Here is a 22,790-nt window from a genome sequence, read left to right on the forward strand (position 1 = left end):
TCTAAGGACTCTAATCTTTACGCTACGATGTTGGCAAGTGACAGCATCGTTATTGCCCCTCCATGTTTGCTTTGCAAAGCCAATAAAGTTCTTAACGTGTTTTATGCGAGCGATAAGTCAATACGATTGAATCGTCAGCACTTGCTTAGTGCTGCTTATATTAACTCAGCACCACACAAAAGCCCTGCTGTAGTGTGTTGTGGTCTTTATTTTTAAAGCGAAATATTGGTTTTTCTTATCTAATTTTGAGGGGGTATAGGTCTTAACTCTTGCCTTTATTATGCTTGGTTTAGTGAGTTATCGTGAGGGGTGTCACGTTTTAGTGGGTGATTTGCTGAGGTAATCTTAATGGTTGTAAATCGCCTATGATGTTGATCACGCAGTACGTGAGATAGGCTGTTGGTTTTGTGATCCTCATTGTTTGGCGGGTTTGTGTTTAAAATAATGAAACTTAATGGAATTATATTAAGTTATTGTTTATTAATGAATAAAATGGATTTAGTTTTTTTTATAAATTCACTCGCGTGACCGATATCTCAGTGTGAGTTGTATTATTTTTCTTTGCAAATTAACCATTGCAGAATTATTGCCAAGTTCAGGAAATACGGCAGTGGCGCTTAACTTATCAGGGTGAAAGTGGCCATTTAGAGTAAGAGTTTTTCTGGTTGGTATTTTCCAGATTGCGAGTTTCGGATGCAGAGTATTTTGGTCTGATGCTTGAGATTCTTATTAAATTCTAGTTTGCAAAATGTAGGATATATTCATGAAAAAAATTATCGGGTTAAGCGCACTGGCTTTGGTGGCATCATCGCAAGCATTTGCCTCTTCTTATGTCACAGGTAACATTCAGTTTCACGATGATGGCCGCATCCATGGCTCAAAATCGACATCCACACTAGAAGCGGGACACACGTTTGATAATCGCTTTGGCGGTCTAACTATTTATACAGAGTTTGATGGTATTCAATTAGGCGACATTGTGGACGATAACGGTGGTGCAGGAAATACAACGCCAGCAATTACTGTTGGTGGTGAGCAAGCCTTTAATCTAACCGATCACTTGTGGGTTGCAGCAGGTTACCAGCATCTTATTTCAGCGGGTGAGTCAATCCAGTTTCGTCCTTTAATCAAAATTGGTTATAACTTCGATAACGGCCTCTCAATTAGTAACCGTACTCGTGCGCACATTGATGACACTGACGCGGATGCAGACACCGATTATCGTATGGATAACCGTATCGCGTATACTTTTTCTGATATGGATTTAGCGTTAAGTTATAACAACATTTATATGATAGATGCTGAGACAATGGACCACGAAATCCGTGCCACATGGACTCGCCAAGGTGTACAACCTTACTTTGAGTTCCGTAGCCAAGCTAATGGCCTAGACAACAGCGCAGGCAATAGTTTATCTAATAATGCCTTTGTGTTTGGTGCTTCTTACGGATTCTAGGTGACCGTTATTTTTTTATACGCCGAGCAGGGAAGTCTGCTCGGCTTTTTGTTTTAGAATTCTGCGGTAATTTGGTAAGAGGTAAACTTACGCATATTAATGACGCCAGTATCAAAGTATAAATACTGCCCCTTAATACCTAATAAAATGCCGCCTAACTGAGGGGTTTTATCAAAATTCAGTGAGCTGATTTTGCTGGGATACTCCGTCACAGGATAATCAATTTCAACCACATCCTGCTCTAGTTTCTCAATGGCATCTTGACCATACTTCAGTTGAAGTTCGGCAAGCTTATGCTCTATTTGTGGAATGAGATTTTTCGCGTGCTCTTTAAGATCAATGGGTTCCGCTTTGCCTTTTAACATATTTCGCCAATTGGTCTTATCGGAAATAAATTCTTTTAATGCGGTTTCTACAAGCCCAGACTGTAGGCGTGAGCTCACTTTAAAAATAGGCAATGCCTGATTTGCACCTTGGTCAATCCAACGGGTTGGAATTTGTGTGTGACGAGTAATACCTACCTTAATGGCAGTAGTATTAGCAAGATACACATAATGAGGGACGAAGCAGTTCTCCTCTCCCCACTTAGGCTCACGGCAGGTACCTTGTGCAAAATGGCAGGTTTCGGGCTTCATGATACACATGTCACATTTAGCCAACTTGCTCATGCAAGGATAACAAAAGCCTTGAGAGTAGCTTTTTTTGGTTTTTTTACCACATTCTTGGCAGTGAATATGCCCTGAATGAGTCAAGGTGAGTGGCTTACCGATCAGTGGCATCAGGTCTAACATTTGATCATCGAGTGGCAATTGGTAGGAGACCTGCCCTGCTTGTAACGTGGCGGTCATTTTACGAATATGGCCCGTTATTTGTGTCATATTTTGCTTATTCCTTGTTCTTGTAGCACTCTGCATTAGTTGCCTATTATATCCAATACTTACCCTAGTCATACCATCACTGTAAGTAAGTTATTCGTATTATTGTTAGAGACTTTATCGAGAACCGCTCCCTTATCGTTGTACATTTGCACTTCGGTGCTAAAATAGCGTCAAATTTCACGCTTATCTAAGCGACTGGACTGTTTAAAGGTAAATTTAATGACGGTAAAAACGCGTTTTGCCCCAAGCCCAACGGGCTATCTACACGTAGGCGGTGCTCGCACGGCACTATACTCATGGCTTTTTGCTAAAAATCAAGGCGGTGAATTTGTACTGCGTATCGAAGATACTGACCTAGAGCGCAACTCTCAAGAGGCGGTAGACGCTATCCTTGAAGGAATGAAGTGGATGGGGCTAGATTGGGACGAAGGTCCATATTACCAATCGAAGCGTTTTGACCGATACAATGAGTGCATTGATCTGCTACTGGCTGAAGATAAAGCTTATAAGTGTTACGCATCTAAAGATCTTCTTGAAGAAATTCGTACAGAACAAGAAGCCAACAAAGAAATGCCTCGTTACGATGCGAATCACCCTAAAATAGTTGCGGCAAACGCTGCAGCTAAAGAAGGGGATGACTTTGTGGTACGTTTCCGCAACCCTAAACAGGGCAGTGTCGTTTTTGATGACCAAATCCGTGGTCACATTGAAATTAGCAACACACAACTAGATGACCTTATCATTCGTCGTACCGATGGCGCGCCAACTTATAACTTCGTAGTGGTTGTAGATGATTGGGATATGGGTATAACTCATGTTGTTCGTGGGGAAGATCATATCAACAACACGCCTCGCCAAATCAATATCTATGAAGCATTAGGTGCTCCAGTACCTACATTTGCTCACTGTGCCATGATTTTAGGTGATGATGGTGCAAAACTATCAAAACGCCACGGTGCGGTGTCAGTGATGCAATATCGTGACGAAGGTTATTTACCTAACGCACTAAACAACTATCTAGTTCGTTTAGGTTGGTCTCACGGTGACCAAGAGATTTTCTCAAATGAAGAGATGATTGAGTTCTTTAGCTTAAATGACATCTCTAAATCGGCTTCTGCATTTAATACAGACAAACTGTTGTGGCTTAACAACCATTACATCAAAACGTCTGAGCCAGAATACGTTGCTAAGTACCTGCAATGGCACATTGAGCAACAGAATCTAGATATTAGCAATGGCCCTGCGCTTACTGACGTTATCCAACTTGTTGGTGAACGTTGCCATACTTTGGTTGAGTTGGCACAGCAAATTCGTTACTTCTATGAAGACTTTAGTGAGTTTGAAGCGGGCGCGGCTAAAAAACATCTTCGTGGTGTTGCAAGAGGCCCTCTAGAGTTGGCTTTAGCAAAAGTAGAAGCTTTAACCGAGTGGTCAACAGACTCCATCAAAGATGGCATTATTAAAGCTGTGTGTGACGAGTTAGAAATTGGCATGGGTAAAATTGGTATGCCACTTCGCGTTGCCGTAACCGGTGGTGGTCAATCGCCATCCGTTGATGCTGTGATGGCGTTAGTGGGTAAAGAGCGTGTTATAGCGCGTATTCAACTGGCTTTAGCCTTTATCACTGAGCGTGAAGCTAACGCTTAATTAAGTCGCTATTTGAATATTTGAAACCGCTCACTTGAAAAGGTGAGCGGTTTTTTATTGACCATTTTTTATGCTTTTTAAGTTTAATGATACCAATCGTAGTCATTAAAGGATCATTCTAGCTTGTTAAAATACTGGATAACGGCGTTGCAATTTTTCATTGTATAACAACTACTTATCAAAAATAACTCCTTGTTCTTAAGTGTTTTTCCTGCGCTATTTCTGCTCACTTACTTAGTGTGATTAGTATGATTTTTATCTATGATGTCGTCGGATAAGGCCGAATCGTTAAATTTCTGACTGTGCCGTTTGAGACTCTTATTGTGATACATACTAATATCGGCTTCGGAGAGGAGCTGATCAATATTGGTGTCTGGATCTTGAAACAAGCTATAGCCAATACTGACTTTGATATGAAGAAACGTTCCTTGGATGTCATATTGATGCTGCTCAAGATGAGATTGTATCTGCTGCACTAAATGCACCAACTGCTGACGGTTTTTTACTCGAGAGACAATAATTAAAAACTCATCTCCGCCCACCCTAGCGATAGTATCGTGAGAGCGAACACTGTTACGTAGTTGTTGAGCGACCTGCTGTAATATGCTATCTCCACTGGCGTGGCCATAACGGTCATTGATGAGTTTAAAGTCATCCAAATCTATATTTAATAGTGCAAAGCTGGACTGATAATGGGCGGCATTATTGATTAAATTTTTAAGGGTATAGATAAAATAGCGGCGATTGGGTAACCCAGTTAATTCATCTTGCATAGAGCGCTTTTTAGCGTGCAGGTAAAAGATCGAAATGACGCTAAACAGCATTAACAGCATACCGAGTGAGCTGTAGCCATACCAACGAACAGAATTGTTCAAATACCAATTGTCATAAATAGAATGGGTTTTATTAGCAACAATTTTATCCGCAACATAAAGTCCCCAATCTTGGTTGTTGACTTTTATATCGCTGATAAATAATGGTTTTTTTAATGCGTCTGGGTTACCGAATACAGGTGTAGTATGCTGTTTATGTTGCAGAGCTATGATATAGGGGCTGTTCTTATGTTGCGCTTCATCGAGGACTTTTTGTAGATTGACCAATAATAAAATATGTCCTTGATAAATACGGTTATTAATATCCCCAGAAAAAATAGGGCTACGTAAAATATACATGTCCTGAGCGTTATTTAATGCTTGAATGGAACCCTGCGCAAGAGAATAAGGGTTCTCTTTAAAGTGGTCTAATTGAGCCTGTATTTCACTAGAGGTTTCTTCTCCTAAAGCGAAAGAGTAGGGCAAAGTGGGGTATACAAAATTAATAATGTCATTTAACGCAATTCCCACTCCCATCAGTTGGGGATCGTAGTTGAGTAAATTTTGACTCACCGCTTGACGTTGTTGGTCGGTGAGTTCTTGTTGGGAACTGATAATGTTGGCTAAACTGTAGGCCGCATAAATTTTCTTCTGCAGTGATAAAGAAAGGGCATTGGTAATTTGTGAAGCCTTATGCTCCGCATTGGATATTTGCAGTTCAAGTAATTGGTTTTGCCTAAACTTATAGAGATTTTCCACAAAGTAACAACCGACGATACCAACAATAATAATGACTGAAGAGATGAGTGTTTTTTCGAGTCTTGAGGTTAACTGCACGCTTTCCACCTAGATTGATAATGTATTAGCAACAGCAATGTATCCCATGTTATGAGATCATAATCATAGTCAATTCTTACAGTGTTACTTATAAATAACAATGATTATTTCTTATGCAGTTCAGAGGAATAAATTTGAACAAGCTCCCGTTTTTGCCACTTCTGGCGCAAATTTTATAATTACTGTTGATTTTGACAAACCTGCCCCCATTTTAATTATAAGTTCGGCCTCATACTAATGAGATCCGGCGATGATTATTGAAGAGTGTTTAGTGCATGTCTCGACAGCGCAAGTCGATGTCGGTAGAATGTCGCGTCAATTTATTACTCTGAGGTTAATTGGAGATATCTTAAATTAAGGTGTCGCTAATTGATTCGTGGCTGTCTTTTTTGGCCGCCACGACACTCTCTTTCGTATTTAGATGTCTCTTTGAGACGCACACTAGGATGTTGTCACTCTCGTTTATGTAGTGACACTATGCTCAGATAACTGAGCTTTTGTTGAGGTTTAAAAAATAATGCAAGCTACTGTTGAAACTCTAGAAGGTCTTGAGCGCCGTCTAACTATCACTGTTCCTGCTGCTAACATTGAAGATGCAGTAACAGCTGAACTACGTAACATCGCTAAAAACCGTCGTTTTGACGGCTTCCGTAAAGGCAAAGTGCCTTTGAAAATGGTAGCGAAAATGTACGGTCAAGCGGTACGTAACGACGTGATGGGTGAAGTGATGCAGCGTCATTACATCGAGTCTATCGTTAAAGAAAAGATCAACCCAGCGGGTGCACCAACATTCGCACCTGTAGAAGCGACTCAAGGTCAAGATCTTGTATTTACAGCAACTCTAGAAGTTTTCCCTGAGATCGAACTAAAAGGTCTTGAGAACATCTCTGTTGAGAAGCCTGTAGTAGAAGTGAAAGCAGAAGACGTTGATAACATGCTTGAAACTCTACGTAAGCAACAAGCGACTTGGACTGAAGTAGATGCGGCTGTTGAAGACGGCATGCGTGCAACTATCGATTTCACAGGTTCTATCGACGGTGAAGAATTTGAAGGCGGTAAAGCTGAAAACTTCCCTCTAGAAATGGGCCAAGGTCGTATGATCCCTGGTTTTGAAGAAGGCATCACTGGCAAAGTTGTTGGTGCTGAGTTCGAAATCGACGTAGCTTTCCCAGAAGATTACCACGCTGAAAACCTAAAAGGTAAAGATGCTAAGTTCACTATCAAAGTGAACAAAGTTGAAGCACGTGAACTTCCTGAGCTAACTGACGAGTTCGTTGCTAAATTTGGTGTTGTTGAAGGCGGCGTTGACGCACTTAAGACTGAAGTACGCAAGAACATGGAGCGTGAGCTTAAGCAAGCGGTTAAGACTCGTATCAAAGATCAAGCTATTGACGGTCTTGCTAAAGAAAATGACATCACTGTTCCTGCTGCACTTATCGAGCAAGAAATTGGTGTTCTTCGCCAGCAAGCGGCTCAACGTTTTGGTGGCAACACTGAAGCTGCTGACCAACTTCCTCGTGAGTTGTTCGAAGAGCAAGCTCGTAAACGCGTTGTTGTAGGTCTTCTTCTTGGTGAAGTTATCAAAACTGAAGAACTAAAAGCTGATGATGAGAAAGTAAAAGCACTTATCACAGAAATGGCGACTGCGTACGAAGATCCTTCTGAAGTTATCGCATACTACGAAAGCAATGAAGAAATGATGAACAACATGCGTAACGTTGCTTTAGAAGAGCAAGCTGTTGACGCTATCATTGCTAAAGCTCAAGTGACTGACAAAGAAGAGTCATTTGATGCAATTATGAACCAACAACCTGCATAAGGACGTTGAGTTTACGTAGAGGGTTGACTTTATAGTGAGTCTTCTACTAATAATGGTCCGTATGAGATAATCATTCGGGCCATTTGTTTTTAGGGATAGGGGTATAACAGTATGAGCTACCAAGAAAAAAATGTAATGTCGCCAATTGTCGATGCACTGGTACCTATGGTGGTAGAGCAGTCGTCACGCGGTGAGCGTTCTTACGACATCTACTCTCGCTTATTGAAAGAGAGAATCATCTTCCTGACTGGACAGGTGGAAGATCACATGGCTAATCTGGTAGTGGCTCAGTTGCTGTTCCTAGAATCAGAAAATCCAGACAAAGATATTTTCCTATACATTAACTCTCCGGGTGGTAGTGTTACTGCGGGCATGTCTATTTATGACACCATGCAGTACATCAAACCTAATGTGAGCACAGTATGTATGGGACAGGCATGCTCCATGGGTGCATTCCTATTGGCTGGTGGTGCACCAGGTAAGCGTTTTGCGCTACCAAGTTCACGTGTGATGATTCACCAACCGTTGGGCGGCTTCCAAGGTCAAGCATCTGATATTCAAATTCATGCTCAAGAAATTTTGACTATCAAAAACAAACTAAACACACTTCTTGCTGAGCATACAGGTCAGCCAATGGAAGTGATTGAGCGCGATACCGATCGTGACAACTTTATGTCTGCAGAAGACTCTGTGAAATACGGACTTGTAGACTCAGTATTGTCTCGAGGCAAATAAGCCATCGGTTCAAGATTTTTTGATGTAAACTTTAAGAGATTAAAGTTTAAAGCTAAGAGGTTAGCGAATGACAGATAAAAGCAAAGAGAGTGGCAAGCTTTTGTACTGCTCTTTCTGCGGTAAAAGTCAGCATGAAGTTCGCAAGTTGATCGCGGGACCATCCGTTTACATCTGTGACGAGTGTGTTGATCTTTGTAACGATATTATTCGTGAAGAGATCAAAGAGGCTCTTCCTAAGAAAGAGTCTGAAGCTTTACCGACACCACGAGATATTCGTGAGCACCTTGACGATTACGTCATTGGCCAAGAATTTGCGAAGAAAGTGCTTTCAGTAGCGGTATACAATCACTACAAGCGCCTTCGTAACGGCGACAAAACCGCAGACGGTGTTGAGCTTGGTAAGAGTAATATCTTGCTAATTGGCCCAACAGGTAGTGGTAAAACATTACTAGCAGAAACACTAGCTCGTTTCCTAGATGTACCTTTCACTATGGCTGACGCAACCACATTAACTGAAGCCGGTTATGTGGGTGAGGATGTAGAAAACATCATCCAAAAACTGCTTCAGAAATGTGACTACGACGTTTCTAAAGCAGAGCGTGGTATTGTGTACATTGATGAGATTGATAAAATCTCACGTAAGGCTGAAAACCCATCGATCACCCGTGATGTTTCAGGTGAAGGTGTGCAACAAGCACTACTTAAACTGGTTGAAGGTACTATCGCTTCTGTGCCACCTCAAGGTGGTCGTAAGCACCCTCAGCAAGAGTTTTTGCAGGTGGATACTTCGAAGATCCTATTTATCTGTGGTGGTGCTTTTGCTGGCCTAGATAAAGTGATTGAGCAACGAGTTGAAACAGGCTCTGGTATTGGCTTTGGCGCGGAAATTCACGCTAAAGACGAGAACAAGAGCATCAGCGACATGTTCAAACAGGTAGAGCCAGAAGATTTGGTTAAATACGGCCTAATCCCTGAGTTTATCGGACGTCTACCAGTAACAACTACGCTTACTGAACTTGATGAAGCTGCACTTATTCAGATCCTTAGCCAGCCTAAGAACGCTCTGACTAAGCAGTATGCTGCTCTGTTCGACATTGAAGATGTAGAACTGGAATTCCGTGAAGATGCACTAAACGCAATTGCGAAACGTGCAATGGAACGTAAAACCGGCGCTCGTGGCCTTCGTTCGATTCTTGAGAACGTACTTTTGGACACAATGTACGAACTGCCTTCATTAACCGATGTTAGCAAAGTGGTTATCGACGAGTCGGTCATCAATGGTGAATCTGAACCACTGATGATTTACAACGGCGGTGATAATCAGGCTGCAATAGCAGAATCGTGATTTGAAGTCATACCGAGTAAAAAGCGAGCAGTAGCTCGCTTTTTTTATATCTGAATGTTTATGAGCGTTGCATAAAAATGATTTGCCATAGACACATAACCTGTGATTTGCTGTCTATTTCAGCTAAAACATCGTTAAATCGGCACTATTTGATTAAGTTAAGTGATTCTTATTGTTACAGGTATTGATTCTATTTAAAGTGACCTTATATAAAGACCATAAGCCGAAAACGGAAGAGAGATAATTATGAACTTGGAGCGTTCCGAGCGTATTGAAATACCCGTGCTGCCATTACGAGATGTGGTCGTTTACCCACATATGGTCATTCCTCTGTTTGTTGGTCGCGAAAAGTCGATCAACTGCCTTCAAGCTGCTATGGACAACAACAAGCAAGTATTGCTTGTTGCACAAAAAGAAGCAGACACCGAAGAGCCGACCAAAGACGATTTATTCCAAGTAGGTACAGTTGCCACTATTTTGCAACTGCTGAAACTCCCAGATGGAACCGTCAAGGTACTCGTGGAAGGCCAGCAACGAGCCAAACTTCATTCGGTTACCGATGAAGATTTCTTCGTAGCTGATGCGGAATTCCTAACGACACCCGCAATGGATGATAAAGAAGAGGAAGTGGTTGTGCGCAGTGCACTTAACCAGTTCGAAGGCTTTATCAAATTAAATAAAAAGATTCCGCCAGAGGTTCTAACCTCGTTAAACGGTATCGATGATGCCCCACGCCTTGCGGATTCTATTGCCGCTCACATGCCTTTAAAGCTGGTTGAAAAGCAGCGAGTATTAGAAATTATTGACGTGAATGAGCGTTTAGAATTTCTAATGGGCAGCATGGAATCAGAAATTGATATCCTACAAGTAGAAAAACGCATTCGTGGTCGCGTTAAAAAACAGATGGAAAAATCGCAACGCGAATACTATCTGAATGAGCAAATGAAGGCGATTCAAAAAGAATTAGGTGATATGGATGATGCACCGGATGAATTTGAAGCGTTAAAGGCAAAAATTGAACAATCAAAAATGCCACAAGATGCTCGTGAAAAAACCGAACAAGAATTGCAAAAACTAAAAATGATGTCACCGATGTCAGCTGAGGCCACCGTGGTGCGAAGCTACATTGATTGGATGGTAGGCGTGCCTTGGGCGAAACGTTCTAAAGTGAAAAAGAACCTCGCCAAAGCGGAAGAGATACTTAATGCGGATCACTTTGGTTTGGAACGCGTTAAAGAACGTATTCTTGAATACTTGGCGGTACAAAACCGTATTAATAAGCTGAAAGGGCCTATCTTGTGCCTTGTTGGTCCTCCAGGTGTTGGTAAAACTTCTCTAGGACAATCTATTGCGGCAGCAACCGGTCGTAAATACACACGTATGGCGCTTGGTGGTGTGCGTGATGAAGCTGAAATTCGTGGTCACCGCCGCACTTACATTGGCTCTATGCCAGGTAAGCTGATCCAGAAAATGTCTAAGGTCGGAGTGAAGAACCCACTGTTCTTGCTCGACGAAATCGATAAGATGTCTTCAGATATGCGCGGCGATCCCTCTTCGGCGCTATTAGAAGTGTTGGACCCTGAACAAAACAATGCATTTAACGATCACTATCTAGAAGTGGATTATGATTTATCTGATGTTATGTTTGTAGCGACCTCTAACTCAATGAACATCCCTGGCCCACTTCTTGACCGTATGGAAGTGATTCGTCTATCGGGTTATACCGAAGATGAGAAGCTGAACATTGCTAAGAACCACTTATTGGAAAAACAAATTTCTCGTAATGGTTTGAAAGCGCACGAAATTGAAGTGGATGACTCTGCCATTCTTGGCATTATTCGTTACTACACCCGTGAAGCGGGAGTGCGTAGCTTAGAGCGCGAAATCTCTAAGATTTGTCGCAAAGCGGTGAAAAATATTCTACTTGATAGCTCATTGAAGAAAGTCACCGTTAACCAAGATAATCTGAAAGATTACTTAGGCGTACAACGTTGTGACTTTGGCAAAGCTGACGACAGCAACCGTATTGGCCAAGTCACTGGCTTGGCTTGGACCGAAGTGGGCGGCGATCTACTGACCATTGAAACAGAATCAATGATAGGTAAAGGAAAGCTGACTCAAACGGGCTCTCTTGGTGATGTGATGCAAGAGTCTATTCAAGCAGCAATGACGGTAGTGCGCAGCCGTGCTGAAAAATTAGGCATCAACCCTAACTTCTATGAGAAGCGTGATATTCACGTGCACGTACCAGAAGGGGCGACGCCTAAAGATGGCCCAAGTGCTGGTATTGCTATGTGCACTGCGCTAGTTTCGAGTTTAACGGGTAACCCTGTTAAAGCGGATGTGGCTATGACGGGCGAAATTACATTACGTGGTGAAGTATTGCCTATTGGTGGATTGAAAGAAAAACTATTAGCCGCTCACCGTGGTGGCATTAAAACTGTGCTTATCCCTAAAGACAATGAGCGTGATTTGGAAGAAATCCCAGACAACGTGAAGAAGGATTTAGTGGTTAAACCGGTGCAATGGATTGATGAAGTATTAAGCATTGCATTGCAAAACGATCCTTCAGGCGTGTCCATTGAAGGGACAAACAGTGATAAATAGCAAAAATTAGTATATTTAATAAGCTGATGAGTGCAAATCACTTGTCAGCTTTTTTATTGAACGCTACTTTAACTATTGAAGCGATAGCCCTTTATCAAAAGGGGAGTAGCTAAAATCCTAAACATAATGGAATTGACTTACTCAATATTTTACTGAGTAGTACTAGGGGAATTATACCGTGAATAAAACTCAACTTATCGAAAAAATTGCAGACAGCGCCGATCTCTCTAAAGCCTCTGCTGGTCGCGCTCTTGATGCAGTGGTTGAATCAATCAGTGAATCATTGCAAGAAGGCGATCAAGTGGCTCTTGTGGGTTTTGGTACATTTAGTGTTCGTACTCGTGCAGCGCGTACTGGCCGTAATCCAAAAACGGGTGATGAGATTCAAATTGCAGAAGCAAAAGTACCTGCATTTAAACCAGGTAAAGCTTTAAAAGAGGCTGTGAACGAATAAAACACGGTTAAATCTTGTCTGACAACAAATTATCGTTATCAAACTTCGTATTTATGCGCATCCTACTGGTGCGCATTTCTATTTCTGATATTATCGAGACCAGGATTTTTAGAGCCTGAATTTAATACAGGCCTCGTTTCGGAGTTTCACACTATTATGATGGAAAGATTACGCGAAGGCGTAAATAGCATTGCAGTTAAGATCATTCTAGGTCTGATCATTCTCTCTTTCGTTTTTACCGGCGTAAGTGGCTATTTAGGCGGTGGCAGTAGTTCTGCTGCAAAGGTTGGGAATAAAGAAATTTCTCGTCCAGAGTTTGAGATGGCGTATCAAAATGAACGCAATCGTGCCCAACAACAAATGGGCGACTACTTTACTAGCCAACTAGGTGACCCAGCGTTTGTTCAATCGTTCCGTCAGCGTGTGCTAGACCAAATGGTCAACCAAATACTGTTAGAGCAATATGCAGAGTCTATGGGACTGCGTGTCAGCGACAAAAATGTTCGTGACGTTCTATTAAACATGCCTCAATTCCAAAAAGACGGTAAATTTGACCAAGAAATTTATCAAGCGGCTCTACGTCGTGGTGGATACAACGCGGAAAGCTTCGCGGAATACCTGCGCAGTGACTTAGTACGTCAAAAGATTTTGGGTGCGGTAGAGCAAAGCGAATTTGTATTGCCTAAAGAAGTGGCTCAAGTATCGTTATTACTGACTCAAACTCGTGATATTCGCACTGTGACTATCAAGCCGAGCGAAGTAGCAAAAACAGTGAAACCTACCACTGAACAGCTACAAGAGTTTTATAAAAATAACCCTGACCGCTTTACTCGTCCACAGCAGTTTAAAATTTCATACGTAGAACTATCTGCTCAGAAAATGAAAAAAAGCGATGTGGTAACGGATAAAGAAGCAAAAGATTTTTATGAGAAAAATCTGGATCGCTACTCGACTCAAGAACAACGCAACCTGAGCCATATCCTAGTTAAAGATGAAAGCAAAGCGAAAGAGTTGCTAGCACAACTTAAAGCAGGTGCAGACTTTGCTACTTTAGCTAAAGAAAAATCAGAAGACGTAGGTTCTGCTGAAAATGGTGGTTCTTTAGGTTGGGTTGAACATGGCGTTATGGATCCTAAATTTGAAGCTGCTGCATTTGCTCTGAAAAATAAGGGTGATTATAGCGAAGTGGTTAAATCGAACTTCGGTTATCACATTATCAAGTTAAATGAACTTAAAGCGTCACAAGCTAAGCCGTTCGCTGACGTTGCTGCAGACATCAAAACTGAAGTCGCTGAACAACAAGCGGTAGATCGCTTCTATGATTTACAAAATAAATTAGAAACGGTTGCTTTTGAATACCCAGATTCTTTAGATGATGCGGCTAAGGCAGTTGGACAAAAAGTTGTGACAACAGATTTTGTTTCTAATGCTGATGCACCAGAGATTCTTAAATCTCGCGCAGTTATGCAAGAGCTACAAACACCAGAAGTGAGTGAAGATGGTTTAAATTCATCTGTTGTTGAAGTAGAGCCTGAACATATCATTGTGGTTCGCATCGATGACTCTCGTCCACAAACGGTATTGCCTTATGACGAAGTGGCCTCTCAGGTAGCTGAGCAGTTCAAACAAGTTGAAGGCTTGAAACTGGCAAACGAGTTAGCGAATAACTTAGTTAAAGGTTTAGAAGCGGGTGATGATGCATTATTGGCGAAAAATAAACTAGCCTTCAGTGATGTTGAAAGCGTACATCGTGGCGCGGCACTGTCAAAAACGGTATTTGCTATCCCTCGTCCAAGCAAAGATGCATTACATTATGCTAAATCTGCTGACGCGAATGGCAACATCGTGGTGATTGAATTGACTAAAGTGAACAGCAAGGTCGATGCTCAATACAATGATCAAATTGGACAACAGCTTAAGTCTGAGCTTGTACAACAAGATCTTATGGGTCTACTGCAATCATTGCGTAAGAAGACTGATATTGAGTACCACATCTCTGGAGATGCGCAGTAATATCTGATTCGTCTTTTCATAAGTAAACGGGCCGCTTTAAGCGGCCCGTTCTATTTTGAGCTATTGGTGATTCCGCAGCGTCTATTTATCCCCTAGTTTGAGCATTGAGTCCAAGGTGAACTTGGCTTGAGCACTATGAATGTAACTAAAGGAGATAGGGATGCGAGCGTTAACTATTAAGGGCTATTTGAGTTTTGTCTGTTTGCTGTTGTTTACTCTAACCGCCCAGGCGGCGGATGAAATGCAAGGGGATAAATATGAAGGTATTGATATACAAGTGAACATCAATACCGCCACTAGTGAGGAACTAGCCACACTGTTAGTGGGCGTTGGAGAAAAGAAAGCCCAACAAATCGTCGCCTATAGAGAAGTGCATGGTGAATTTCAGCATGCCGATGATCTGCAACAGGTAAAAGGAATAGGGCAGGCGACCGTAGATAAAAACCGCTCGCGAATAAGGCTGTAAGAGCGTATACAGCAAATCATTGGCAAAAATGACCAAGGCAAAACACTTGATACCTATCGCAGTAATTTATGGGTCTTATCAAGTGTTTTTATCTGCAGGCATGGCTTAGTTATACCCTCTATGGTATTACAATGAGACTTGCTTGAGCACCTTGCTGGCGAGCAGTGCAATGATTAATCCGCTGATAGCACCAATAAGATGCGACTCTGTAGATACGCGAGCGTTAATCAGTTCGGCAGATGAAATGGTGACAAAACCGCTGTTTTCCGCCAGTAATTTGAGCCCTAGACCGGCCAGTAAAAACCAACTGCTGTGTTTTCCACTTTCCACCTCTTGATATGCATACCAAGCAAAAAGCCCGTGTAACACTCCAGAAAAGCCGTAATAGGTATGGGTGCTGGTGAACAATAAACCGACTCCAATTGCGCTAGACAGAAGCCCAATAACAATAAGGAGCGGTTTTACTCTGGCGTTGAATAAATAGCAAATCACCCATAAACCCGCTAAATTCATCAATAAATGATACAGGTTAGTATGAGTGAAATTACCGGTTATCAGTCGCCACCATTGATGAGTTGCGATAAGATCGTGCTCCCAGCGTAATGCATCAGACAGCGTTGGAATTAATAAGAACGCTAACAATACACTGAAAGCAATGAGGAATTTATACACGTTTTATGTCCCGATACTGTGAGCGATGTGGTCGCGCGAAAAAAGCTTGTTTATGTCAATGGATACAGCCCGTTACCAGCACCACTGAGGTGGTTATTTTGCAGCACCCTAGTGAGGTGAATCAAGCAAAAGGTACCGCTAAAATTGTTGAGCTGACCATTACCCCTTGTCAGGTGTTCGTTGGTGAAAACTTTTCTGAGCACGCACGGATAAACCAATGGCTCAATGAACCCGATACCGTTAACTTACTATTGTTTCCCTCGCAAAATTCATCGCAACTGCATGCACAGTACCTGACGGGAAAAGGTCATAATAAAGTCCGTTTGTTTCTTATTGATGGCACTTGGAAAAAAGCCTTTAAAATATACCAGTTATCGCAGAACTTGCAGCAGCTGACGCAGGTTCATCTTGCTCCCGATCTTCAAGGGCGCTATACCATACGTAAAGCCCCTAAGGACAATGCGCTATCTACAGTAGAAGCGGCATACTTCGCGCTGACTCAATTAGGCGCTTGTGATGCCACACCCTTGATCTCTGCGTTTGACCATATGGTTGAATTTCAAATTTCCCAATTGCCAGAAGGCACCTTTGATAAATATTTTGCTGGACGCAAACGTTAACTGGTAAACATTTGTGAATGTATTTTCTGTGCGTAACCGTCGGTCATTGCAGCAATATAATCACTAATTACGCGATAGCCTTGGTCTTGTTGATCTCTGGCTTGTCGCCATTTCTTTTTAGTGGCGTCGGGGAGCAAGCGTTCAGGATCGCCACTTAAGGCTTCGAACAAGTTAATGATAATTTGTTGCCCTTTGTATTCAATTAACTGAACCTTGGTGGCGTGAATAACATAGTGGCTGACGAAATCTTTAAAGACTTTCAATACCTCAAGCATAGGAGGTTGCAAAGTGGCGTTATATTGCAATAAAGGATGTGAAAAAGTCGGCGAATTAACGTCTGTAATAGTGGCACTGGTCAACAGTGCATTCACTATGCCACCGATGGCATCTTTGCGTAAATAATGCTCCCCAGAGAACAACTGCTCGGTAAGACGATCAATTTCTTTTTCCATCCAAGGGTGTCCACAGTCAGCAAGTTTGCTTGCTGCAGATTCAAACCACTGCTGCTTTGACACTAACCCGAGTACGATGGCGTCTTCGAGATCATGCACCCCGTAAGCAATATCATCCGCTAACTCCATAATGGAGCAATCAAGGGATTTAAAGCGGGTCTTTTTGGGGGCATAACGCTCACCGGTGTGGGGCTGTAACTGGGTAAAAAGGCGCGCATCTTGGCTAGGAAGTCCTTGCATAACCCAAGTGAAATAGTGGCTGTCTATATCAAAGATCCCTTTTGCAGGCATCCAGCGACTGGCTTTTAGTTGTCTTGGATTATCAACACCATCAGGGATGGAGTCTCGTTCAACTTGACTGAGTAGGGCGGGATATTTCAGTAGTCCTAACAACGAACGGCGACATAAATTCATACCGTGAAATTGTGTATAAGGTTCCAGTTGACTGACAATGCGAAAGGTTTGAGCATTTCCTTCAAATCCGCCATGCTCACGCATCATATAATTGAGCGCAATCTCTCCTCCATGACCAAAGGGTGGGTGACCAATATCATGGGCTAGACATAAGGTTTCAATTAGGCTGTCACTGGGTAATATCGGCTGTAAATGGCCATGCTTAGAATGCAATTGCGCCAAAATACCCGAACCAATTTGCGCCGCTTCTAACGAATGAGTAAGACGAGTGCGGTGAAAATCATTACTTCCCGTGCCATGCACTTGAGTTTTGCCTTGTAAGCGTCGAAATGCCGCCGAGTGCAACACTCTGGCTCTGTCCCTTTGGTAGGGATCGCGATGATCGTTAAGGCGCGCTTTTTGTTCTGCATTAATTCGTTGTTGCCACAAAGGTTCTACTTGCATGTATTTGCTTCGCATTAACTGATTTCATCCAGTGTCAGTTCAAAACTGGATGAAAAGGTTTTTAAAAAATAACACATTTCTGGGGAGTGTCTTTCTTGTAGCGTTTGTTCGAGGCGTCTTTTTGCCGCCGCAAACTCATGATTTCCTGCTGACAGCTCTTCTAAGCACTTTAAATAAGCGCAGATACAGTCGGCCTGCTTTACCAAAGCGTGCTCTTCGTCCGTGGCCTCACCACTGATGAGAAAGGGCTGAAAATCCTCGCGAAATTCCTCTGGTACCATAGACAGCAGTTTTTGCTCTGCGGCCGCTTCAATCTTCTTATACTCTTTAGCAATAAATGGGTTGTAGTATTTGACTGGGGTTGGAAGATCACCCGTAAGCACTTCACTGCTATCATGATACATGCCTAATACTGCGACCTTTTCAGGGTTAATGTTCCCAGAAAATTTTTTATTTTTGATAATGGCCAAAGCATGTGCCACAAAGCCCACTTGTAGACTGTGCTCTGAAATATTTTCTTTAGATACCGAGCGCATTAGTGGCCAGCGCTGAATAAGCTTCATTCTCGCTAAGTGAGCAAAAAAGTGACTTTCGTTGTTCATGCTAATTACCCTTTTAATGGATCTAAAAAAAGAGGCACTAGGCCTCTTTTAACAAACTACTGACGGTATTGAGTGATAAAACGCTCAAAACGACCGATGGCAATCTCCAAATACTCTATATGTGGCAGTGTCACTATCCTAAAGTGGTCAGGCTTAGGCCAATTAAATCCAGACCCTTGCACGAGTAAGACTTTTTCTTGCTTTAAAAAGTCCAATACCATTTTTTGGTCATCGTGAATTTTGTAAATCTTAGGGTCGAGCTTAGGAAACAGGTATAAAGCGCCTTTAGGTTTAACACAGGAAACACCAGGGATAGAGGTGATCATTTCATGGGCTCTATCTCGTTGCTCTAATAAACGTCCACCAGGAAGAATCAGCTCATTGATACTTTGATAACCACCTAGTGCCGTTTGCACGGCATGCTGCATTGGAACATTGGCACACAAACGCATGGATGCCAGCATGTCTAAGCCATCAATGTAGCCTTTAGCTAAGTGTTTAGGGCCACTTATAAACATCCAGCCACTACGGAAACCACAGATACGGTAAGCTTTAGATAGCCCATTGAATGTCACCATGATCACATCGTCAGCCAGAGTGGCAATGGAAGTGTGGGTGGCACCGTCGTATAAAATTTTGTCATAGATCTCATCGGCAAAAATGATGAGCTTATGCTGGCGTGCAATCTCGACGATTTGTAACAAAAAGTCTCTACTATACACAGCACCGGTTGGGTTGTTCGGGTTAATCAGTACGATAGCGCGAGTCTTAGGGGTGATTTTGGCGCGAATATCATCAAGATCTGGAAACCAGTCCGACTGTTCATCACATAAGTAGTGAACGGGCGTGCCACCGGATAGGGATACCGCAGCACTCCACAAAGGGTAATCAGGAGCCGGCACTAGGAGTTCATCCCCATTATTAAGCAGTGCTTGCATAGCCATGACGATCAACTCTGATACGCCGTTGCCCATGTAGACATCTTCCACATCTAAAGAGAGCAGTCCTTTCTTTTGATAATACTGAACGACGGCCTTACGGGCAGGGTAGATACCCTTAGAGTCACTATAACCTTGTGAAGTAGGAAGGTTTCTTAAAACATCGACTAAAATTTCATCCGGAGTATCAAAGCCAAACGGGGCAGGGTTACCAATGTTTAGTTTAAGAATTTTCTGCCCTTCTTCTTCCATGCGCTTAGCATGTTTAAGAACAGGACCACGAATGTCATAGCATACATTATCGAGTTTTGATGACATCTCGATATTTTTCATTGTTAACCCTTAGAATTTACCGATTTGAATAGTGTCAAATTACACCAAATTGAGGTTTTTGAGTAGAAAAATCTACATCTAAGCCACACTGTTATAGTTAATTTTGCCCTTAAATTTATGTTTACTCTACAATTGTAGTTGTCCTGCTTGATTTGGCTAATCAGTCGCCCTAGAGTATGCGAACTGTAGGGGTAAACCTTAAGAGAAATAGAGAGTTAGAGGTCACATTGTCTCATCTTGAAAACGCGATAAAACAACTCGAACAACAAGTTGACTCTGCACCTAGTGATGTCTGCCGCATTGAGGTAGAAGTCGCAGAGGTGTGCGTTGATTTCGCTCTACCTTGGATGAGCAATCAACCGATATTCCCTAAATTTTATTGGCAGTCTAGGGATGCAACCGAAGAAGTGGTTGCGTTAGGACAAGCAAGAACGTTCAGTGAGCTCAACCCTGCCTACTCGGTGCTAAATCAAGGGCAGCGAATATGGGGGGGATATGCGTTTCCCTATAAAGAAAACAAAACCCGTTGCCTTGGGGCTTTTTTCTTTTTACCCCACATCGAATTAATCCGACGCGACAAACGGTGGGTTTTGGTGGCGAATTTAACCGAAGACAGGACGGCATTGCGTCGAACCATCAATGAGTTGCGTGCTGAAATTGCGCCATTGAATAGTTCAGTCCCGACGGTCACCGAGGTAACGCACACTCCGGATAAAGCCTTGTGGCGTGATAGCGTAGAGCAAGCCTTAGACAGTATCGTGCACACCGACTTGAAAAAAGTGGTGTTGGCTCGTCAAACCACCATTACCTTAGATGCCGATCTCAAAGGCATCGAACTGCTGGCACTAAGCCGTAATAAGAACCGTCATAGCTTCCATTTCCTATTTCAATTAGAGGAAGGGCATTCGTTTATTGGTTCGACACCAGAAAGGTTATATCACCGCCAAGGTCAATTAATTGAAACAGAAGCATTAGCGGGAACCATAGGTCGACATAGCCAGCCAGATCAAGATTTACAACTGGCGGATTGGTTAATTAATGATAAGAAAAATCTACAAGAAAATCAGTACGTTGTAGATGATATCGTGCAAAGTTTGTCTCCGTTTTGTTGCAAAATACAAGTTGAAAGTGAGGCTCGCTTAGTTCGATTGCGTCGCGTGCAGCATTTAAAACGCCACATTCAGGCGGAGCTGATTAAACACGCGGATAAAGGTCGACTATTACAGGCGTTGCAACCAACGGCTGCGGTAGCGGGGTTACCTCGACAATTGGCATTAGACTTTATCGAGAAACATGAACCTTTCTCCCGTTCTTGGTATAGCGGTTCGGTGGGATACATCAGTGAGCAACACGCCGAGTTTTGCGTAGCCATACGCAGTGCATTAGTACAAAAAAATACACTTCATCTATTTGCTGGGGCGGGTATCGTGCCCGGCTCCCATGCGGATCATGAGTGGCAAGAGTTGGATAAAAAAATGTCCACATTGTTGAGTTTAATTACAGAGAAAAATGTATTGGAACAAGCGTCATGAGCGAAGTGGCATTGGCTGAATTATCCCAAGCACAGATAAACCGAGTATGGTCGTCAGTCATACTAGAAGAAGCGTGCCGATTTGGCGCGGTGCATGTGTGTATAGCTCCCGGATCTCGCTCTACACCATTAACTCTTGAGGCCAGTAGAAATAGCCAGCTTAGGCTGCATACTCATTATGATGAAAGAGGGTTGGGCTTTTTTGCCTTAGGCTTAGCCAAAGCCACCCAGCAACCCGTTATTGTGATTGTGACTTCAGGCACCGCAGTAGCGAATTTATTACCCGCGGTGGTAGAGGCTCACTTAACGGGTGAAAAACTGATATTGCTGACCGCAGACAGGCCCCAAGAGTTAGTAGGCGTGGGAGCCAATCAGGCCATTATCCAGCCGGGTATTTTTTCTGAGCACGTCACTCAAGCGCTCTCTTTACCCAGCGCCAATGTAATGGGCAATATTCACTGGTTATTAAGCCAAGTGGATGAGGTGCTACATACCCAACAAGAAAAACAGGGACCTGTGCATATCAATTGCCCTTTTCCTGAGCCTTTGTATACCAGTGAAGAGTGTCGTTTGGCCAATATTAAAGAGCTCGCCACTTGGTTACCACAGCAGACGCCTTTTATCGAAAAGCCATTATCTAGCCCAGGCCAAGGCGCACTATTGGCAAATTTCCTAACGGAACATTCTTACGCTAAAGGGCTCATCATACTGGGACAATTACCTTATGAGCGCAGCCAACAAGTTCAACAGTTAGCGCAACAGTTGGGCTGGCCAATTTTATGCGACCCTCAATCAGGGGTTAGCTCTCAATGGCAGCATTACGATATATGGTTGCAAAATAACAAGGCCAAACAGCATCTGGCTGAGTGTGAAGTGGTGGTGCAATTTGGTGCAAGAGTAGTCTCTAAAAGACTGTTGCAATGGCTAAAAGAGCGAGTTTCAAGGAGGGGTTTTGCCCGATATGCTTTAGTTAGCAATCAAGGGGGCGTGTTAAACCCCGATCACCTTCCTATGTTACGTTTGGCAGAACAGTGGCCCTTGCCAGTAGATATAAACAACGACTCGCCTAGCTTTGGTTGGGGCGATGCCGTATGTGATTTTGCCCTGCAAGTGGATAAGCATACCCAAACGCTATTAGCCAATGAACTGAGCGAGCTTGAAGTAGCGTATCGATTACCAGAACTCTTGGATAAAGGTTATCAACTGTTTCTGGGGAACAGCTTAGGGGTACGCTTAGTCGATATGGTGAGCCAGTCGTTGAATGTTAGCGCTTACTCTAATCGTGGTGCATCAGGCATTGATGGCATTATAGCGACTAGTGCTGGGGTTTCTGCGGCAAGCGAACAGGCCACCTTGACCTTGATTGGAGACACGTCGTTATTACACGATATTAACTCGCTGCCTTTGCTCGCCCAGCAAGGGGATATTGTCTTGTTATTTAACAATGATGGTGGCGCGATTTTTGACATGTTACCGGTGGATGAAAACAGCAAACAGAGCCTTTATCAAATGCCTCATGGCTACTCATTTAAACATGCAGCGCAACAGTTTGGTCTGCACTACGCTCAACCCAAGACATGGCAGCAGCTAGAGCAAGTGGTGGCTAACTTTTCAAGGCAGCATGGGTGCTCGTTGTTGATAGAAGTAATGACGCCAGCAGGACAAGCCTCGACACACATTAAAACGCTTGTTGAGCAACTGAAAAAGGGCTAACT

18 protein-coding genes are annotated in these 22,790 nt (G+C 42.9%); 12 read left to right on the plus strand and 6 right to left on the minus strand.

What is annotated here, in order from left to right:
* The first annotated feature begins 763 nt into the window (after positions 1-763).
* Complete coding sequence (locus OCU56_RS03440; RefSeq protein ID WP_261874158.1) at positions 764-1,456, plus strand: porin; 693 nt, start codon at positions 764-766, stop codon at positions 1,454-1,456.
* A 53-nt stretch (positions 1,457-1,509) separates the two neighbouring features.
* Here OCU56_RS03440 and OCU56_RS03445 read toward each other — a convergent pair whose 3' ends face one another.
* Positions 1,510-2,334 carry a DUF2797 domain-containing protein gene (locus OCU56_RS03445; RefSeq protein ID WP_261874159.1) on the minus strand — a complete coding sequence of 275 codons (825 nt, stop codon included), beginning with the start codon at positions 2,332-2,334 and terminating at the stop codon, positions 1,510-1,512.
* A gap of 219 nt (positions 2,335-2,553) precedes the next feature.
* Here OCU56_RS03445 and gltX point away from each other — a divergent pair, with 219 nt between their 5' ends.
* Positions 2,554-3,981, plus strand: a complete 1,428-nt coding sequence (gene gltX / locus OCU56_RS03450) for a glutamate--tRNA ligase (RefSeq protein ID WP_261874160.1) — start codon at positions 2,554-2,556, stop codon at positions 3,979-3,981.
* Between the two features lie 230 nt (positions 3,982-4,211).
* On the opposite strand, the gene OCU56_RS03455 is transcribed toward gltX, so the two are convergent.
* Positions 4,212-5,630 (minus strand): sensor domain-containing diguanylate cyclase, encoded by a 1,419-nt coding sequence (locus OCU56_RS03455; RefSeq protein ID WP_261874161.1) that lies wholly within the window; start codon positions 5,628-5,630, stop codon positions 4,212-4,214.
* 517 nt (positions 5,631-6,147) lie between these two features.
* On the opposite strand from OCU56_RS03455, the gene tig reads away from it, so the two are divergent.
* From tig to OCU56_RS03490, 7 genes are all read left to right on the plus strand, one after another.
* The gene (gene tig / locus OCU56_RS03460; protein ID WP_261874162.1) at positions 6,148-7,449 is read left to right on the plus strand and encodes a trigger factor; all 1,302 of its coding nucleotides are present in this window, start codon (positions 6,148-6,150) and stop codon (positions 7,447-7,449) included.
* A 111-nt stretch (positions 7,450-7,560) separates the two neighbouring features.
* Positions 7,561-8,184, plus strand: a complete 624-nt coding sequence (gene clpP / locus OCU56_RS03465) for an ATP-dependent Clp endopeptidase proteolytic subunit ClpP (RefSeq protein ID WP_261874163.1) — start codon at positions 7,561-7,563, stop codon at positions 8,182-8,184.
* A gap of 67 nt (positions 8,185-8,251) precedes the next feature.
* Positions 8,252-9,529, plus strand: a complete 1,278-nt coding sequence (clpX, locus tag OCU56_RS03470; protein WP_261874164.1) for an ATP-dependent protease ATP-binding subunit ClpX — start codon at positions 8,252-8,254, stop codon at positions 9,527-9,529.
* Between the two features lie 246 nt (positions 9,530-9,775).
* Positions 9,776-12,136 (plus strand): endopeptidase La, encoded by a 2,361-nt coding sequence (gene lon / locus OCU56_RS03475; RefSeq protein WP_261874165.1) that lies wholly within the window; start codon positions 9,776-9,778, stop codon positions 12,134-12,136.
* A 178-nt stretch (positions 12,137-12,314) separates the two neighbouring features.
* Positions 12,315-12,590: an HU family DNA-binding protein gene (locus OCU56_RS03480; protein ID WP_261874166.1), complete on the plus strand. Its 276-nt coding sequence runs from the start codon at positions 12,315-12,317 to the stop codon at positions 12,588-12,590.
* Positions 12,591-12,746: 156 nt separating this feature from the next.
* Positions 12,747-14,603 (plus strand): peptidylprolyl isomerase, encoded by a 1,857-nt coding sequence (gene ppiD / locus OCU56_RS03485; RefSeq protein ID WP_261874167.1) that lies wholly within the window; start codon positions 12,747-12,749, stop codon positions 14,601-14,603.
* Positions 14,604-14,763: 160 nt separating this feature from the next.
* Positions 14,764-15,069: a ComEA family DNA-binding protein gene (locus OCU56_RS03490; RefSeq protein ID WP_261874168.1), complete on the plus strand. Its 306-nt coding sequence runs from the start codon at positions 14,764-14,766 to the stop codon at positions 15,067-15,069.
* 126 nt (positions 15,070-15,195) lie between these two features.
* On the opposite strand, the gene rrtA is transcribed toward OCU56_RS03490, so the two are convergent.
* Entirely contained in the window at positions 15,196-15,741 is a 546-nt protein-coding gene (gene rrtA, locus OCU56_RS03495) for a rhombosortase (RefSeq protein WP_261874169.1), read from the minus strand.
* A gap of 5 nt (positions 15,742-15,746) precedes the next feature.
* On the opposite strand from rrtA, the gene OCU56_RS03500 reads away from it, so the two are divergent.
* Positions 15,747-16,361, plus strand: coding sequence for a tRNA-uridine aminocarboxypropyltransferase (locus OCU56_RS03500; RefSeq protein ID WP_261874170.1), 615 nt, complete (start codon positions 15,747-15,749; stop codon positions 16,359-16,361).
* On the opposite strand, the gene OCU56_RS03505 is transcribed toward OCU56_RS03500, so the two are convergent.
* Genes OCU56_RS03505 through OCU56_RS03515 form a run of 3 tightly spaced genes read right to left on the minus strand, consistent with a single transcriptional unit; the run spans position 16,358 to position 19,544 of the window.
* Positions 16,358-17,671, minus strand: coding sequence for an anti-phage deoxyguanosine triphosphatase (locus tag OCU56_RS03505; protein WP_261874171.1), 1,314 nt, complete (start codon positions 17,669-17,671; stop codon positions 16,358-16,360). The genes OCU56_RS03500 and OCU56_RS03505 overlap by 4 nt on opposite strands.
* A 14-nt stretch (positions 17,672-17,685) precedes the next feature.
* Positions 17,686-18,273, minus strand: coding sequence for a 5'-deoxynucleotidase (gene yfbR, locus OCU56_RS03510; protein ID WP_261874172.1), 588 nt, complete (start codon positions 18,271-18,273; stop codon positions 17,686-17,688).
* 56 nt (positions 18,274-18,329) lie between these two features.
* A complete protein-coding gene (locus tag OCU56_RS03515) occupies positions 18,330-19,544 on the minus strand; it encodes a pyridoxal phosphate-dependent aminotransferase (RefSeq protein WP_261874173.1) in 1,215 nt (404 codons plus the stop codon).
* Between the two features lie 227 nt (positions 19,545-19,771).
* Between OCU56_RS03515 and OCU56_RS03520 the strand changes: the two genes are divergently transcribed.
* On the plus strand, positions 19,772-21,076 hold the full coding sequence (locus OCU56_RS03520; protein ID WP_261874174.1) for an isochorismate synthase: 1,305 nt from the start codon (positions 19,772-19,774) through the stop codon (positions 21,074-21,076).
* Positions 21,073-22,788 carry a 2-succinyl-5-enolpyruvyl-6-hydroxy-3-cyclohexene-1-carboxylic-acid synthase gene (gene menD, locus OCU56_RS03525; RefSeq protein WP_261874175.1) on the plus strand — a complete coding sequence of 572 codons (1,716 nt, stop codon included), beginning with the start codon at positions 21,073-21,075 and terminating at the stop codon, positions 22,786-22,788. Before OCU56_RS03520 ends, menD begins: the two co-directional genes overlap by 4 nt.
* Positions 22,789-22,790: the final 2 nt, after the last annotated feature.

Source organism: Vibrio rarus (assembly GCF_024347075.1).
In the GTDB taxonomy this organism is placed as follows: domain Bacteria; phylum Pseudomonadota; class Gammaproteobacteria; order Enterobacterales; family Vibrionaceae; genus Vibrio; species Vibrio rarus.

Coding starts and splice junctions, on each gene's coding strand:
- OCU56_RS03440 (WP_261874158.1), top strand. CDS start 764: ATGAAAAAAATTATCGGGTTAAGCGCACTGGCTTTGGTGGCATCATCG.
- OCU56_RS03445 (WP_261874159.1), bottom strand. CDS start 2,334: ATGACACAAATAACGGGCCATATTCGTAAAATGACCGCCACGTTACAA.
- gltX (WP_261874160.1), top strand. CDS start 2,554: ATGACGGTAAAAACGCGTTTTGCCCCAAGCCCAACGGGCTATCTACAC.
- tig (WP_261874162.1), top strand. CDS start 6,148: ATGCAAGCTACTGTTGAAACTCTAGAAGGTCTTGAGCGCCGTCTAACT.
- clpP (WP_261874163.1), top strand. CDS start 7,561: ATGAGCTACCAAGAAAAAAATGTAATGTCGCCAATTGTCGATGCACTG.
- clpX (WP_261874164.1), top strand. CDS start 8,252: ATGACAGATAAAAGCAAAGAGAGTGGCAAGCTTTTGTACTGCTCTTTC.
- lon (WP_261874165.1), top strand. CDS start 9,776: ATGAACTTGGAGCGTTCCGAGCGTATTGAAATACCCGTGCTGCCATTA.
- ppiD (WP_261874167.1), top strand. CDS start 12,747: ATGATGGAAAGATTACGCGAAGGCGTAAATAGCATTGCAGTTAAGATC.
- OCU56_RS03490 (WP_261874168.1), top strand. CDS start 14,764: ATGCGAGCGTTAACTATTAAGGGCTATTTGAGTTTTGTCTGTTTGCTG.
- OCU56_RS03500 (WP_261874170.1), top strand. CDS start 15,747: ATGTCCCGATACTGTGAGCGATGTGGTCGCGCGAAAAAAGCTTGTTTA.
- OCU56_RS03505 (WP_261874171.1), bottom strand. CDS start 17,671: ATGCAAGTAGAACCTTTGTGGCAACAACGAATTAATGCAGAACAAAAA.
- yfbR (WP_261874172.1), bottom strand. CDS start 18,273: ATGAACAACGAAAGTCACTTTTTTGCTCACTTAGCGAGAATGAAGCTT.
- OCU56_RS03515 (WP_261874173.1), bottom strand. CDS start 19,544: ATGAAAAATATCGAGATGTCATCAAAACTCGATAATGTATGCTATGAC.
- menD (WP_261874175.1), top strand. CDS start 21,073: ATGAGCGAAGTGGCATTGGCTGAATTATCCCAAGCACAGATAAACCGA.